The following is a 15,930-nucleotide window of genomic DNA, read 5'->3' on the forward strand; positions in this document are numbered from 1 at the left end:
AACCAGTTGATGCCATCGCAGGCAAGCCAGCTCCCACAGGTTTGACCAGCGGTGAATCAGTCGGTCAGGCGCTGGGCCAACACCGCGATATGCTCCGGCCCGATCCCGCAGCAACCGCCCAAATGGCTAGCGCCGCGCGCTTGCCAATCCGCCGCCCATTGCAAGTAGCCGGGTGGGTCGAGGTCGTCGCGCAACGGGTCCAGGCCATCGTTGGCCGTGGCTTCCTTGGGTTGCGGCGGGAAAGCGTTGGCGTAGGCGCCGATCTGAATCGCTGCACCCAATCGTTCGAAAGTTGCCCGCGCCGCATCAATGGCCGCGCCGATCACTTCCGGCTGGCTGCAGTTGAACAGCAATACCTGCACGCCCAGTTGCGCCGCCGCCTCGGCTGCGTCCGCCACCGGTTCGCCGGAGCGCAGGCGCGGCACCTCGTCGGTGTCTTCGTCTTTCAAGGTAAACGACAGCCAGAACGGCTTGCCATCCTTAGGCAGCCCGGCTTGGATCGCCCGTGCTTCAGCGATCGAGCTCTGGGTTTCCGCCAGCCACAGATCGACATGCGGGGCCAGGCCGTTCACCAAGGGGGTCAGCAACTCACTGACGCGCTCGGCCTGGAACAGATCTGGGCGATAAGAGCCAAACAGCGGCGGCAGTGAGCCGGCTACCTGCACGGCTTTACCGGAGGCCTGCACCGCCCGTCGCGCCAACTCACCGGCCAGGGCGGCGAGCGCCTGCCCTTCTTGGGCAAACCGCGCTTCGCCAATGTGGAACGGCACCACCGCGTAACTGTTGCTGGTGATCACATTGGCACCACTGTCGATGTAGGCCGCGTGCACCGCCTCCACCGCTTGCGGCGCTTCGCTCAAGGCCAGTGCCGACCATTCCGGCTGACGGAACGGCGCGCCACGGCGTTGCAGTTCACGGCCCATGCCACCATCGAGAATTACTGTGCTTACTGCGCCCATATGCTTTTTACTCATATGCTTATGAAAATAACTCACTATGAGAGTCGTTCTTATAACTATTTAATGCGTACCGTTCGGTTAATAACAACCTCTTTTTTATTCAGGTGTTCGATTTTGAAATTCAGACCGCTGTTGGCCCTGGGCCTGACGATGTTGGCTGCTTCAACCCAAGCCTTTGGCGGTGCCACGCTGGATCGTGTCGAGCAGAAGAAAGAGCTGGTCGGCGTGCTGATGGAAAGCTATCCACCGTTTTCATTTCTCAATGACCAGAATCAGCTCGACGGTTTCGACGTGGACGTGGCCAAGGCCGTGGCGCAAAAACTGGGCGTGAAGTTGCGCCTGGAAACCCCATCCTGGGACGTGATCGCCGCCGGCCGCTGGAGCGGACGCTACGACATCTGCATCTGCTCCATGACCCCGAGCAAGGCACGCGCCGAGGTGTTCGACTTCCCGGTGGAGTACTACGCTTCGCCCGCCGTGATCGTGGTCAATGCCAAGGACGATCGCATCCACGACGCCCGGGACCTGACCGGCAAAAAAGTCGGCCTCACCAGCGCCTCGAGCTACGAAAGCTACCTGAACAAGAACCTGGTGATCGAAGGCGCCGAAGACACGCAGTTGCAGTACCCGTTCGAGGAGGTGCAGATCGCCCCGTACGACACCGACAACGTGGCGTTCCAGGATCTGGGCCTGGGCGCTGGCGTGCGCCTGGATGCGATCCTCACCAACCTGGTCACCGCGCAGCCGCGCCTGAGCCAGGACAAGCGTTTCAAGCTCGCCGGTGTGCCGCTGTACTCGGAGCCCAATTCGGTGGCCATCGAGAAAGGCGACCCACAGTGGGACAGCAAAGTGCGTGAGGTCTTCGCCCAGCTCAAGCAGGACGGTACCCTGAGCGCGCTGTCGCAAAAATGGATCGGCGCCGATATCAGCCGATGAGTTTTCGCCTACGGCTTTACCTGACCTGGGCGGCGCTGTTCGCGCTGTTTGCGAGTTTCTTCCTGAGCTTTGACCTGAAGTTCTCGATCATCCTCGACAAGCTGCCCAACCTGGTCGGCCTGCACCTTGCGCCCAACGGCTTCCTGCAAGGCGCGGCGCTGACGCTGTTCTTGTGCCTGTGCGCCATTGTCGCGTCGTCGGTGCTGGGCTTTATCACCGCGTTGGGGCGCCTGTCCAAAAGTGCCGTGGCGTTCGGCATCGCCAGTTTCTACGCCTCGTTCTTTCGCGGCACGCCGCTGCTGATCCAGATCCTGTTGATCTACCTGGGCCTGCCGCAATTGGGGCTGGTGCCAGGCGCCATCGTCGCCGGGATCATCGCGTTGTCACTGAATTACGGCGCCTACCTGAGCGAGATTTTCCGCGCCGGCATCCTCGGCGTGCCCCACGGCCAACGCGAGGCCGCGCTGGCCCTCGGCATGCGCGACAGGGTGATCTTCTGGCACGTGACACTGCCCCAGGCCATGCGCACCATCATCCCGCCGGCCACCAACCAGTTCATCTCGATGCTCAAGGACTCCTCCCTGATCTCGGTGATGGGCGTGTGGGAAGTGATGTTTCTGGCGCAGTCCTATGGCCGCTCAAGCTACCGCTATATCGAGATGCTCACGACGGCGGCGATCATTTATTGGGTGATGTCCCTGGGGCTGGAATTGATCCAGGCGCGGATGGAGCGGCATTTCGGCAAGGGCTACGTGCGGCGCGGTTGACGGTCAGGGCCTGTTGCGCCGCACCTTGACCACGCCCATCTGCAAACCGAAGGGCCGAAACACGGCATTCAGCGATTTCAGGGTTGGGTTGCCATCGCCATGTTCGATATGCACCAGGGTACGCACCGAAATTTTGCACATTCTGGCGAACTGGCTTTGGTGCAGGCCGGTCACTTCGATGCGCAGGCGGCGTACGGCGGAGCCCAGCTCAAGCGAGCCACCGGCCAAGCCTTGTTCGACGCTGTCGATCAACAACGCACGAGCATCCATGCTAATCGTCATCTCAACCCCCACTGCCTGAGACGCAGGTCCAGTTTCCCTAATGGGATGCTTGGGTGATTCAAGGTCACAGCGGGCACGCCACTGGCCACCAGAAGATCCGGTAATGCACGCAGGTGCTCGGCTGTTTGTCGCAGGCGTTCAAAGCTTTGCTCGGGGTCGACGAGGTCGGCCAGAGCCTCGCATACCGCTCGCCAATTGATATCCCCGGCGATTTCCAAGGGTTTGGGCCATTTGGTGGTTCGAGTGACGGCTTCAGCGTCCATTACCATGGGTGCCAAATCATAAATGGGGGCCAGGCGCAGCGCCTTGGGCTCGCGGATGATCGATGTATTGCGGCCGTGGTTATCCGAATTACCCAGCACTTTATTCAGCAAATCCCGGCGCAGGTACTCTGCGACCAGATCTGCGACGTGGTCCTCTTGTCCCACTGCTCGCCATTGATCGACCAACAGCCTCACCACCTCCAGATGATCCATGTAGCTGCCAGGGGTGGTCACACCGGCCAAGGAATAGATCGACTCGACGGCCAGCCGTTCAACACCGCCCTCACCCAGCCTGCGATCAAAACGATGCATCCACAGGCTGGGTTTTGTCGCCTCTTCCAGCGCCAGCCCTTGGGTGGCGACCGTTTCGATGCCAAGAGACTCAAGCGCCCGGTAATAGTGGTACTCACTTCGCAGGATATCTTGATCAGTCTGCGTAGCCTGGTTGCGCGCGAACTTGATGAACCAGTGCTGAGCGACGTCAGCGTCATTCAGGATCGCGTCTGGATACAGCAAGCCATCTACGCCTTGGGTCATCAACAATTTCGGTGCCTCGCCCCCTGCTCCGGTAGCACCGCCGATGGCAGCACCTTGTTCATAGGCATATTCCAGGAAACGGCTATCGCGACTGACGACCTCATGTCGTGCAAACCCCATCGGGGTTTCACCGCCCAGGGCTTGGATGGACTCCTTGATCCGCATGTTGCCAATCGGCGCCGGCGTACTGCGCCCCAGCAAGAACAAGTCGTCATCGATGGCCTGGGGTTTCTCACGACCAAGACGCTGCATCAAAAAGCGCTTGGCCGCGCCGGCTGGCGCGATATCGTGCAAAAAAGCGGGGGCTGACTTGAGCACCGTAACGTCCCAATCCAGCGGGAACCGGGCACTGGCCGCGTAGCAAAAAGGCTGCTGGATCTCTTCGAGGTGATCGGCCAGATAATCCTGGCGGTAATGAAACCTGCAGGGCCCGACAAAACCCCGTTGCGGTTCAGGAAATTCAAGCCGCATAGCATCATGCCAGTGCGCGGCGGTGAAAATTTGCAGCGTCAAAGAGTAAGCGGTGTCTTTCTGCAATTTAGTGCACCTGCTAAGCAGTGATGAGAGCGACACATGCAATATAGTGCATTTCTCACTCATAGAGTGTCTTTATATATGCATTAAAATGCAGATATGGAGGGGAAAGACCTGGAGATATGCAATTTAATGCATACGACTTGACCGCCATCACTGCGACACATTTCTGCAACGACCTTGCGCTATACCAGTCGACTCGCTTGCCATAACAAGGTCGCCCAGCATGCCCACGTGTCCTCAACGCCTCGCGCTCGCCATCACCCTGTTGGCCAGCGGTGGTTTGATCGAAGCAGCCGCAGCCAAAACCCTGCAGATCGACACGCCTACCACCCAGGGGCAAACCTTGGGGGGCAGTGATACGTTGACCACGTCGGCGCCTGGCAGCATTACAACCTCTGGGGTGGCGGTGACGCTCAAGGACGGCACCCGCGGTGCGGGGGTGGTGGTGACTAACGCGGGCAAGCTGGTCTCCAGTGGCGGTCGGGGTATCGACAGTTCGGGGAGCGTCAGCGGGGAGCGCAGGTACAGCATTTACAACCTTGCCGGTGGGGTGATTCAAGGTGCCAATGATGCGTTGCGCATCAACAGTAACGTTGTCAGCGGCAGCGTGCTGATCGACAACAGCGGCACCCTTCGCTCGGCCACCGGCCAAGGGCTGGACCTGGATGCGCTGCGCAGCAGCAACGTCACCACCACGATCATCAACCGTGCCGGTGGCTTGATTCGCGGGGAGGCCAGCGACGGCATGAAGACTGGCGCCAACGCCTCTATCACTAACTACGGTGAGATCTCCACCGGCAACACCTTCTCCCGCGATGACAAGTTCGATGGCGTGGACATCGACTCCGCCAGCGGCGTGACGGTGACCAACTATGGCCTGATTTCCGGTGGCCGCCATGGCATCACCACGGACGAGGGCGCCACGCTGACCAACTACGGCACGGTGATCGGCCGCAACGGCTCGGGCTTTGGTTCCGATGGCGACGGCACAGTGATCAACCACGGCACCATCACCGGCGCGTTCTCCGGGCTGCAACCGGATGGCGACGGTGACGGCGTGGACATCGACAAGATCGCCCATATCGAAAACTACGGCGTCATCCAGGGTGTCGGCGCCGGGGGTGTCGACAAGAACGGCTTTGCCAACGGCAGCGAAGGGATCGCCCTGGGCGGTGGCTCTCTCTACAACGCCAAAGGCGCGTTGGTCAGTGGTGCCAACAACGCCATCCTGGTGGACGACGGCAGCGACGGGCCGGGGCTCGCGGCTACCATCCTGGAGAACCACGGCACGATTCAGGGCCTGGATGGCTTTGGCGTGAAGTTCGTCGGCAACTATGCCGACACGGTTATCAATAGCGGCACCATCAGCGGCAGTAATGGCCTGGCCCTGGATTTGGGCGGCGGCGATGACCAACTGATCTTGCGCAACGGCAGCCGCTTTATCGGCACGGTGGACGGCGGCAGCGGTTACGACCGACTGACCCTGGACGACGTCGCAGGCGGCAGTTTTGGCGACAGCCGCAACCTTGAATGGCTGGAGGTCAAGCAAGGTACCTGGACGTTGACCGGCCAGGGTGATTTCAGCGACGGCGGCAAGATTTCCAGCGGTGCCAAGCTGGTCAACCAAGGCGGGATTACCGGTAACGTGACGGTCGACACAGGCGGTGTGTATGCCGGCGGCGGCTCGGTGGGCAGCCTGGTAGTGAACGGCACCCTGCAGACCAATACCGCGTTGGGCACCGCCACCATCAACCGCGACTTGCGCATGGGCAGCGGCTCGACTCTGGCCTATGGCGTCAACGCCGACGGCAGCAGCGCGCCGATCAAGGTCGGCGGCACCGCTTACCTCAATGGCGCGACCCTGGCGGTCAACCCCGGAGAAGGCACCTACGCCTGGCAAAGCCATTACAGCGTGCTGCAAGCCGGCAGCATCAATGGCACGTTTGGCAAGGTCACCAGCGACTACGCCTTCCTGACCCCGACCCTGGATTACAGCGCCACTCAGGTCGGCCTTACGTACACCCGTAACGACATCGCCTTCAACCAATTCGCCAGCACCGGCAATGGCGCCAACGCCGCCAGCAGCCTGGCAGGCCTGGGCACGAACAACCCGCTGTACAACGCCCTGCTCAATACCACCACCGCCACAGCCGGGGCAGCCATTGAGCAACTGGCGGGCAGTAGCACCGCCAACCTCACCAGCGCTACCCTCAATGCCAGTGCGCAAGTGGGCCACAGCATGCTCGCCGCCATGCACCAGGTGGGCGGCGGTGCGGGACTGCTGGTGGGGCTCAATGACCAAGATACGCCGGTACTGGCCGCCACCGGCGTGCCCGCCGAGGTGCGCAACCTCAATGACCCGAACGCCCGCGGCCGCCTGTGGCTGCAAGGCATCGGCAGCTACGGCAAGCTCGATGGCGAGCACGGCAGCAACGGCTTGACCCAACGCACCAAAGGCACAGTGCTCGGCGCCGATTGGGCGCTGGACAGCGAGTGGCGCCTGGGTGTGCTGGGCGGTTACTCCAAGACCGACTTGGACACCACCGGTGTGGACGGCAGCGTCGACAGCTGGCACGCCGGCGTCTATGCCCTGCGCCAGAGTGGTCCATTGGCGTGGCGACTGGGTGCGGCCTACAGCGGGCACCAGGGCGACAGTAAACGCACGGTGGCCTTCAACGGTTTTAACGACCGCCCCAAGGGCGACTATGACGCCAACAGCCAGCAGGCTTTCGCTGAACTGGGCTACGCCTTGGGCAGCGGCCGCTTGAGCGCAGAACCGTTCGCCAACCTCGGCTACCAGCGCTACCAGCGCGACGGCTATAACGAAAAAGGCGGCGCCGCTGCGTTGCATGTCGAGGGCCAGACCCAGGACAACTTCAGCAGCACCTTCGGCCTGCGCCTGGCGCACCTGAGCCAGTTGGACAACGGCGTCAGCCTCACACCTCGTGCCAGCGTTGGCTGGAAGCACACCTATGGCGATGTCGACAGCACCACCGGCCAGGCTTTCCTGGCCGGGGGCACGGCGTTCAATGTGCAAGGCAGCGCCCTGGATCGGGACAGCCTGTTGCTGGAAGCGGGCCTGGACCTGGGTTTATCCGCCCGCCATCGCCTGGGCCTGGGCTATACAGGCGAAGTGGGCGGCAACAGCCGCAACCATGCGCTGACCGGCCAATGGCAGATGAGTTTTTAATCGCACCGTACTAGAGACAACTCCCGCAAATCAGGGGTCGATGGCCTGACAGTTATCCTCCCCTCACCTCGCCTAAATTCCCGGCCTCATTAATCAAGAGGTTGGGACTGCATGCCATTCACCTTACAGCGACTCGTGCTCGTCATGTCCGTCGGGCTGGCCGCCAGCAGCATTCAATTTGCCCAAGCGCAGGGAAGCGTGGAACACGTGTTCGATCGGTCCGGGATCACACAACTGACCGGGTCAATCAATCGTGACAACGTCTTGCATCGCCCTTCGACAGAGGCTCCCGTCGATTTTTACCTGGCCGAACACACAAACACTCGCAACGGCCAGCGCCTGGCCCTGGCCGTGGACGCGGCGGTCAAATCGCTACTTGAATCAGACAAACTCACCCCCTGGGACAGGTACGAACTGGCCAATATCGGCGAGTACCTCAATAATCTCGCGCCGGGGAAGGTCGCTCAGGCCCTCGAACAACTCGCGGGCAGCCAGAATGCCAACCTTGCCGCAGCCACCCAAATGAGCACGCAACAGCTCAGCGACACGCTGCTCTTGGTCCTGCGCGACCTGCCAGCAAACGTCGCAGACGATGCCAATGGCCGCCTCTGGGTAAAAGGCCTCAGCCACAACGGCAAACTTGACGGCCAATATGGCAGCGTCGGGTTGCAGCAAAGCTCCAAGGGCGTTGTTCTGGGCGCCGACTGGGCAGTCGATCACGCTTGGCGTGCCGGTGTGGTGGGAGGCAAATCCGAAAGCGAGTTTGAGCACAAGCGTTTCAAAGCAGCGCTCGACAGCTGGCATCTGGGCGCATACGCCGTACGCCAGGACGGCCCGCTGGCTCTGCGCCTGGGTGCCATCTACAGCAACCATGACGGGCAAAACAAACGCGGTGTCGATATCGACTTCTTCGGTTATCGCGAGCAACTCAAAGGCAAATACACGGCCCAAAGCCAAACCGTGTTTGGCGAAATGGGCTACCAGCTTGGCAAGGATACGTTAAGCGTCGAGCCGTTCGCAGGCCTGGGGTACCAGCGCTACCATCGTGAAGGCTTCAAGGAAAAAGGCGGCTTTGCGGCGTTGAATGTCGGTGCGCAAACCCAGCAAAACCTCAGCAGCACCCTGGGGCTTCGCTTGGGCAGCCTTTATCGTTTTGATAACAACATGAGCCTGTCCCCGCATTTGAGCACCCACTGGAAGCACCTCTACGGCGACGTGCAAAGCAGCGTGAAGCAATCTTCCCGACTGATTGACCTGACCGGAGAAAAGAGTGACTTCACCGTCGATGGCGTCTCGCTGAACCGCGACAGCCTGGCCCTGCGCACGGGGTTGGACATAGGCCTTTCTGCTCACCAGGCAGTGAGCGTCGCGTACACCGCTGAGGTCGGCAGTAACAGCCGTAACCATGGGCTGGTAGGCGAGTGGAAGATGGGGTTTTAAGACAGCAACTGAGGAAACTTCACGCTCAAGCCGGTTACAACGCCTGACATTAAGCCGGTGATTGTGCTCGCTACACTCCGGCCTCCTACCCCGAAGAGGCCGGAAACCATGATCTCGCCATTCTCGTTTATCCCTTCCATGGGCATGCTGTTTGCCCATGGCACCCAGTCCCTCGCCGCTGCCGTCACCCCGGCCACACCATCGCAACCATCTGTACACCCGCCAGCGATGTCTGGCGAGCTCAAGACTGCCCATAGCCAACCGTCCAATGGCTTGCTCAATACCCATACCATCAAACTCATGACTACCCCAGGCTCAGCGAGCAGTCACGGTACGAATATCGACCACTTGGCCAAACTGACCCAAAGCGACGCCAACCTGGCTAACCCCCACCTCATGACAGCCGTTGAAATCGTCAACAGCCCGGATGTACAGATCAAGGCGCCTGTTCATGGCTTGGTCAGCTCCGGGCTCACCTCCGTCTGGCTGGATAACCGAGGGGGCATCACCGGTGCAACAGGCACGGGTGTGAAGCTGGACGGAAATAAAGCCGATGAAGTGACCAATCAGGGCGTTATCACCGGCGGCAACGGCGTAGCCCTCGACATGGGAGGCGGCGACGATCTGTTGATTATCAAGAAAGGCAGCCGTTTCAACGGCGAAGTGGATGGGGGCAGTGGCATCAATCAGGTGATTCTCGACGATGCTGAAGGAGGGACTTTTGAAGGGGCGACAAGAATGCAGCATCTGTGGGTCGGCAAAGGCTCCTGGGAGCTGACCGGTGCACTGCACGCCAACCGACAAGGCAAGGTGTACAGCGACGCGACGTTGATCAACCGTAGTGGGATCAAGGGCACAATGGATATCGAGCCGGGCGCGAGCTACTCCGGCGGTAACGTCGACAATCTTAACGTAGCCGGCACCCTGCTGCTCGACCCCGCGATTACGGCGCGGACAAGGATCACCAATGATCTGAATCTGAAACCAGGATCGAGCGTGAATTTCAAAATCGGTGTGGATCAACAGCACTCCGTGCTGAACGTCGGCAACACATTAACGTTAGGGAACCCCACCCTGCACCTCGACGTACAGCCAGAGAGCGACGAGTTGCTCAAGCGCCAGCTACCCATCGCCAAAGCAACCACCATCGATGGAAGGTTCGGCGCCATCAGCAGTAACCTGACCACCCTGGAACCTGAATTGATCTACAACCCGAAGGGCATTTTTGTCGAATTCAAACGCAAGGAGAGCCCGGCAATCACCGCCTGACGGTCAAAAATTCAGCAAAAAAAAGGGGGCACATGCCCCCCCGAGGTTTAAGCGGTAGTTGGGAGGCTGAGTAATCAGCCTTCGATCTCGATCAGGATTTCCCCAGGGTTCACCCGGTCGCCCTTGGCCACATGAACAGCGGCGACCTTGCCGGCAATCGCTGCCTGCACTTCGGTCTCCATCTTCATGGCTTCGGTAATCAACACGGCCTGGCCGGCCTTGACCACGTCGCCGACCTTGACCAGCACATCGACGATATTGCCCGGCATCGCCGTGCTGACATGGCCCGGTTCGGTCGCGTGCTTGCGCTTGCTGCCACCGCTGCTGACAAATTCGTTTAGCGGCTCGAACACCACTTCTTCCGGCATGCCGTCGATGGACAGGTAGAAGTGACGCTTGCCTTCGGCCTTTACACCGACACCGGTGATATCCACACGGTAGCTTTCGCCGTGCACGTCGATAACGAATTCGGTCGGTACACCTTCACCGCCAGCACGGGCCACGCCGCCCGCTTCCGGGATCGGCAACAACACTTCTGGGGCCAGGGTGCCGGCATCGCGTTCTTCGAGGAACTTGCGCCCGATGTCCGGGAACATGGCGTAGGTCAACACGTCCTCTTCGGACTTGGCCAATGCGCCGATTTCACCGCGCAGCTTGGTCATCTCCGGCTTGAGCAAATCCGCTGGGCGCACGTCGATCACGTCTTCGCTGCCGATGGCCTGGCGGCGCAGTTTTTCGTTCACCGTGCCCGGCGCCTTGCCGTAACCGCCTTGCAGATAGAGCTTCACTTCGTTGGTAATGGTTTTGTAGCGCTCGCCGGCCAATACGTTGAAGAACGCCTGGGTGCCGACGATCTGCGAGGTCGGCGTTACCAGTGGCGGGAAGCCGAGGTCTTCACGCACTCGTGGAATCTCGGCCAGCACTTCGCTCATGCGGTTCAGAGCGCCCTGCTCTTTGAGCTGGTTGGCCAGGTTGGAGATCATCCCGCCCGGCACCTGGTTGACTTGCACACGGGTGTCGACGGCGGTGAATTCGCTCTCGAACTGGTGGTATTTCTTGCGCACGGCGTAGAAGTACAGGCCGATCTCTTGCAGCAGTTCCAGGTCGAGGCCGGTGTCAAACTCGCTGCCTTTAAGGGCCGCTACCATCGATTCGGTGCCCGGATGGCTGGTGCCCCAGGCAAAGCTGGAGATGGCCGTGTCGATATGGTCGGCACCGTTTTCGATGGCCTTGAGTTGGCACATCGCGGCCAGACCCGCGGTGTCGTGGGAGTGGATGAAGATCGGCAGGTTCTGCTCGGCTTTGAGTGCCTTGACCAGTTCGCCAGTGGCGTAGGGCGTGAGCAGGCCGGCCATGTCCTTGATCGCGATGGAGTCGCAGCCCATGGCTTCCAATTGCTTGGCCTGGGCCACGAACGCTTCCACGGTATGCACTGGGCTGGTGGTGTAGGCGATGGTGCCTTGTGCATGTTTGCCAGCGGCCTTGACCGCTTCAATGGCCACGCGCAGGTTACGCACGTCGTTCATCGCATCGAAAATGCGGAACACGTCGATACCGTTGACCGCCGCCTTGGCCACGAAGGCCTTGACCACGTCGTCGCTGTAATGGCGGTAGCCCAGCAGGTTCTGGCCGCGCAGCAGCATTTGCAGGCGCGTGTTAGGCAACGCGGCACGCAGTTGGCGCAGGCGCTCCCACGGGTCTTCCTTGAGGAAGCGCACACAGGCGTCGAAGGTTGCGCCGCCCCAGACTTCCAGGGACCAGTAGCCGACTTTGTCGAGCTTGTCGCAGATCGGCAGCATGTCGTCGGTACGCATGCGGGTGGCCAGCAACGATTGATGGGCGTCGCGCAGGATGGTGTCGGTTACGAAGATCTTCTTGCTCATTGTTATATTCCTCACAGGCCTGCGTGGGCGGCGATGGCGGCGGCGATGGCCAGGGCCAGCTCTTCGGGTTTGCGCTTGATCGAGTAGTTGGTCAGCTCAGGGTGGCTTTCCACAAAGCTTGTATTGAACTGGCCGCTACGGAATTCCGGGTTGCGCAGGATTTCCTGGTAATAGGCGGCAGTGGTCTTCACGCCTTGCAGGCGCATGTCGTCCAGGGCACGCAGGCCGCGGTCCATGGCTTCTTCCCAGGTCAACGCCCACACCACCAGTTTCAGGCACATGGAGTCATAGAACGGCGGGATGGTGTAGCCGGTGTAGATCGCCGTGTCGGTACGCACGCCGGGGCCGCCAGGGGCGTAGTAACGGGTGATCTTGCCGAAGCTTGGGAGGAAGTTGTTCTTCGGGTCTTCAGCGTTGATACGAAACTGCAACGCGAAACCACGGTGCTGGATATCTTCCTGCTTGACCGACAACGGCAGGCCGGAGGCGATGCGGATTTGCTCGCGAACGATATCGATGCCGGTGATTTCTTCGGTGATGGTGTGTTCCACCTGCACCCGCGTGTTCATCTCCATGAAGTACACCTCGCCCTCGGCGAGCAGGAACTCCACGGTGCCGGCGTTCTCGTAGCCCACAGCCTTGGCGGCGCGCACCGACAGATCGCCGATGTAGGCGCGCTGTTCCGGGGTCAGTTGCGGGCTGGGGGCGATTTCGATCAGCTTCTGGTTGCGACGCTGGATCGAGCAATCACGCTCGAACAGGTGCACCACGTTGCCAAAGCTGTCACCGAGGATCTGCGCTTCGATGTGCTTGGGGTTAACAATGCATTTTTCCAGGAACACTTCCGCCGAGCCGAAGGCCTTGGTGGCCTCGGAAATCACGCGGGGGAAGGCTTGCTCGAGTTCTTCGCGACTGTTGCAACGACGAATGCCACGGCCGCCACCACCGGAGGTGGCCTTGAGCATCACCGGGTAACCGATACGGTCGCCTTCAGTGAGGGCTTCGTGGATGTCGGCAACGTTGCCTTCGGTGCCCGGCGTGACCGGCACACCGGCCTTGATCATGCTGCGGCGCGCTTCGGTCTTGTCGCCCATGCGGCGAATCACTTCTGCCGAGGGGCCGATGAACTTGATGCCGCGCTCGGCACAGATATCTGCCAATTCGGCGTTTTCCGACAGGAAGCCGTAGCCGGGGTGCAGCGCATCGCAGCCGGTTTCCACCGCCAGGTTCACCAGCTTGCGCGGGTTCAAGTAACCGGCGAGCGGCTCGGCACCGATGCTGTGGGCTTCGTCGGCACGCTTGACGTGCAACGCATGGCGGTCGGCGTCCGAATAAACCGCGACCGAGCGAATGCCCATCTCGGCGCAGGCACGCACGATTCGTACGGCAATTTCACCACGGTTGGCGATCAGGATCTTTTTTATCACTTGGAAATTCCCTTGAGCCGATTGCTGCGTTCTTCGACCCGCTTGAGGCGGGTCGGCGCGTGACCAAATGTTTCATGACAGTCGCGAGACACACACTATGCGCACAGGAGAATTAACAAAAATCAATAATTATTGGGTTGTGTATAAGTAAAGACTTATAGTTGGCCGGACGACCGGAGAGCTAAGGGCTTATAAAATGCGTAAGTCATTGATGCGTATGACATTGCGTCAATTGCAGATCTTCAATGAAGTGTGTGATTTGCGTTCCTACAGCCGTGCCGCCGAGGAAATGTCACTCACCCAACCGGCGGTCAGCCTGCAAATTCGCCAGCTGGAAGAACTGGTCGGCCAGCCGCTGTTCGACTATGTCGGCAAAAAACTCTACATGACCGAGGCCGCCGAAGCCTTGCAACGGGCCAGCCGCGATATTTTCGGGCGCCTGGAAAACCTCGATATGCAGCTGTCGGACATGCAGGGTTCACTGCAAGGCCAACTGAAACTGGCGGTGGAGTCCAGCGCCAAGTATTTCGTGCCGCACCTGTTCGCCGCCTTCAAGCGCCAGCATCCGGAAGTGCAATTGCAGCTCACGGTGGTCAACCGTGCCCAGGTAATCCGCCGGCTCTCGGACAACCGTGATGACCTGGTGATCATGTCCATGGTGCCCCAGGACATGGGCCTGGAGTTCCTGCCGTTTCTCAACAACCCGATTGTGGCCGTGGCATTGCCGGATCATCCCTTGAGCCTGCAAGGGCCGCTGCGCCTGCAAGACCTGGAGCCTTATACCCTGCTCATCCGCGAACCGGGCTCTGGCACGCGGCTGGCCTGCGAAGAATACTTCAAGGAAAAACGCGTGCACTTCACCCAAACGGTAGAAGTGGCCTCGGCGGAGGCGCAGCGTGAGTGTGTGGCGGCAGGGTTGGGCGTGGCCCTGCTGACGCGCCACGCCTTGAACCTGGAGCTGGCCACCGGCGGGCTCAAGGAGCTGCCGGTGGAAGAACTGCCGCTGTACCGCAGTTGGTGCCTGGTGCAGGCCAAGGCTAAACGCCTGTCACCGGTGGCCCATGCGTTCCTGGGCTTTATTCGCAGCGAACGGGTGCAGATCAGCGCGTTGGCTGAGCGTTTCGCTGGGCAGCCACGGGTGCCTGCCAATGCAGTTCCGGGTAGTCACTGATGCTCTGGAGCAACTGGCGCTCCTCGCAACGATCTTCGATGGCGCGACGGAACGCCATGCGGCGCTGGTCTTCCTGCTGACGACGGGTCTTGACGGTGCTGTTGCTGTCTTCGTAGGGCCGGGTCATTTGGAGTCTCCCAATGCGAGTACGGGGAGTACAGGATGGGCACGGGGGATGACGGTTTGGCGGCGCGGGGATTACAGGATGATGAATCTTGCGAAATTGACGCAAACTCCCTGTGGGAGCTGGTTTGCTGTGGCGAGCAAGCTTGCTTGCCCTGGGGTGCGAAGCGCCCCCAAAAAGCCGGAGACTGCTGCGCAGTCAGCGGGAGCAAGCTCCCTCGCCACAGCAAGCCAGCTCCCACACTTTGACCGAGTATGGCCTGGGCTTAGTCGTCGAGGGCTTTGACGGATTTTGGCGAGAGGCGAAGGCTGCGCAAACTGCGCTTCACGCTCTTGAGGTGGTTGACCAGGCTCGGGCCACGGGCCATGGCCACGCCCATTGCCAACACGTCGATGACCACCAGGTGGGCAATGCGCGAGGTCAGCGGCGTGTAGATTTCGGTGTCTTCATGCACGTCGATCGCCAGGTTCACCGTGGAGAGCTCCGCCAATGGCGTCTGGCTTGGGCACAGGGTGATCAGCGAAGCGCCGCTTTCACGCACCAGGTTGGCGGTGATCAGCAGGTCTTTGGAACGGCCGGATTGGGAAATGCAGATGGCCACGTCTGTGGGCTTCAAGGTCACCGCCGACATCGCCTGCATGTGCGGGTCGCTGTAGGCCGCGGCGGTCAGCAGCAGGCGGAAGAACTTGTGCTGGGCATCGGCCGCCACCGCGCCGGACGCACCGAAGCCGTAGAACTCGACGCGCTGGGCCTGGGACATCGCGGTCACGGCCTTTTGCAGCTCCACCGGGTCGAGCTTCTCGCGCACTTCCATCAAGGTGTGCAAGGTGGTGTCGAAGATTTTCAGGCTGTAGTCGGCGACGGAGTCGTCTTCATGGATTGCAAACTGGCCGAAGCTCGCACCAGCAGCCAGGCTTTGCGCCAGCTTGAGTTTCAGATCCTGAAACCCGGAGCACCCAATGGCGCGACAGAAGCGCACGATGGTCGGCTCACTGATGCCCACGCTGTGGGCCAGGTCGGCCATGGAACTGTGCATCACGGCCGCAGGGTCAAGCAGCACATGATCGGCAACCTTGAGTTCCGATTTGCGTAACAGGTGGCGCGACTGGGCGATATGTTGCAACAGGTTCAAAGGGCAGGACTCT

General features: G+C 60.6%; 13 protein-coding genes. 6 read left to right on the plus strand and 7 right to left on the minus strand.

Annotation, left to right across the window (positions count from 1 at the left end; translation table 11 throughout):
• Positions 1-56: 56 nt before the first annotated feature.
• Positions 57-959: a homocysteine S-methyltransferase family protein gene (locus AC07S6_RS09985; RefSeq protein WP_495112230.1), complete on the minus strand. Its 903-nt coding sequence runs from the start codon at positions 957-959 to the stop codon at positions 57-59.
• A gap of 114 nt (positions 960-1,073) precedes the next feature.
• Between AC07S6_RS09985 and AC07S6_RS09990 the strand changes: the two genes are divergently transcribed.
• Both AC07S6_RS09990 and AC07S6_RS09995 read left to right on the plus strand, forming a co-directional pair.
• Positions 1,074-1,895 (plus strand): ABC transporter substrate-binding protein, encoded by an 822-nt coding sequence (locus tag AC07S6_RS09990; RefSeq protein WP_133633597.1) that lies wholly within the window; start codon positions 1,074-1,076, stop codon positions 1,893-1,895.
• Entirely contained in the window at positions 1,892-2,662 is a 771-nt protein-coding gene (locus tag AC07S6_RS09995; RefSeq protein ID WP_495112231.1) for an amino acid ABC transporter permease, read from the plus strand. The genes AC07S6_RS09990 and AC07S6_RS09995 overlap by 4 nt, the downstream gene beginning before the upstream one ends.
• 3 nt (positions 2,663-2,665) lie before the next feature.
• Here the strand turns inward: AC07S6_RS09995 and AC07S6_RS10000 are convergent, their stop codons facing one another.
• Both AC07S6_RS10000 and AC07S6_RS10005 read right to left on the minus strand, forming a co-directional pair.
• Entirely contained in the window at positions 2,666-2,944 is a 279-nt protein-coding gene (locus AC07S6_RS10000; RefSeq protein WP_014720548.1) for a helix-turn-helix domain-containing protein, read from the minus strand.
• On the minus strand, positions 2,941-4,281 hold the full coding sequence (locus AC07S6_RS10005; protein WP_495112232.1) for a type II toxin-antitoxin system HipA family toxin: 1,341 nt from the start codon (positions 4,279-4,281) through the stop codon (positions 2,941-2,943). Before AC07S6_RS10005 ends, AC07S6_RS10000 begins: the two co-directional genes overlap by 4 nt.
• A gap of 223 nt (positions 4,282-4,504) precedes the next feature.
• Between AC07S6_RS10005 and AC07S6_RS10010 the strand changes: the two genes are divergently transcribed.
• The 3 genes from AC07S6_RS10010 (at position 4,505) to AC07S6_RS10020 (ending at position 10,180) form a co-directional block, all read left to right on the plus strand.
• Complete coding sequence (locus tag AC07S6_RS10010; protein ID WP_495112233.1) at positions 4,505-7,471, plus strand: autotransporter outer membrane beta-barrel domain-containing protein; 2,967 nt, start codon at positions 4,505-4,507, stop codon at positions 7,469-7,471.
• 144 nt (positions 7,472-7,615) lie between these two features.
• Positions 7,616-8,911, plus strand: coding sequence for an autotransporter outer membrane beta-barrel domain-containing protein (locus AC07S6_RS10015; protein ID WP_495112234.1), 1,296 nt, complete (start codon positions 7,616-7,618; stop codon positions 8,909-8,911).
• Positions 8,912-9,049: 138 nt separating this feature from the next.
• Positions 9,050-10,180: a hypothetical protein gene (locus tag AC07S6_RS10020; RefSeq protein WP_495112235.1), complete on the plus strand. Its 1,131-nt coding sequence runs from the start codon at positions 9,050-9,052 to the stop codon at positions 10,178-10,180.
• Between the two features lie 74 nt (positions 10,181-10,254).
• On the opposite strand, the gene oadA is transcribed toward AC07S6_RS10020, so the two are convergent.
• Positions 10,255-12,063 carry a sodium-extruding oxaloacetate decarboxylase subunit alpha gene (gene oadA, locus AC07S6_RS10025; protein ID WP_034129149.1) on the minus strand — a complete coding sequence of 603 codons (1,809 nt, stop codon included), beginning with the start codon at positions 12,061-12,063 and terminating at the stop codon, positions 10,255-10,257.
• Between the two features lie 11 nt (positions 12,064-12,074).
• Complete coding sequence (locus AC07S6_RS10030; protein WP_003195732.1) at positions 12,075-13,490, minus strand: acetyl-CoA carboxylase biotin carboxylase subunit; 1,416 nt, start codon at positions 13,488-13,490, stop codon at positions 12,075-12,077.
• 196 nt (positions 13,491-13,686) lie between these two features.
• Between AC07S6_RS10030 and AC07S6_RS10035 the strand changes: the two genes are divergently transcribed.
• Complete coding sequence (locus tag AC07S6_RS10035; protein WP_014720552.1) at positions 13,687-14,661, plus strand: LysR family transcriptional regulator; 975 nt, start codon at positions 13,687-13,689, stop codon at positions 14,659-14,661.
• Here AC07S6_RS10035 and AC07S6_RS10040 read toward each other — a convergent pair.
• Complete coding sequence (locus AC07S6_RS10040; RefSeq protein WP_020302818.1) at positions 14,591-14,788, minus strand: PA3496 family putative envelope integrity protein; 198 nt, start codon at positions 14,786-14,788, stop codon at positions 14,591-14,593. The genes AC07S6_RS10035 and AC07S6_RS10040 overlap by 71 nt on opposite strands.
• Before the next feature lie 262 nt (positions 14,789-15,050).
• Positions 15,051-15,917, minus strand: a complete 867-nt coding sequence (gene hexR, locus AC07S6_RS10045) for a transcriptional regulator HexR (RefSeq protein ID WP_003177007.1) — start codon at positions 15,915-15,917, stop codon at positions 15,051-15,053.
• Between the last annotated feature and the right edge of the window lie 13 nt (positions 15,918-15,930).

The organism is Pseudomonas sp. GW821-FHT07B01, assembly GCF_059419065.1.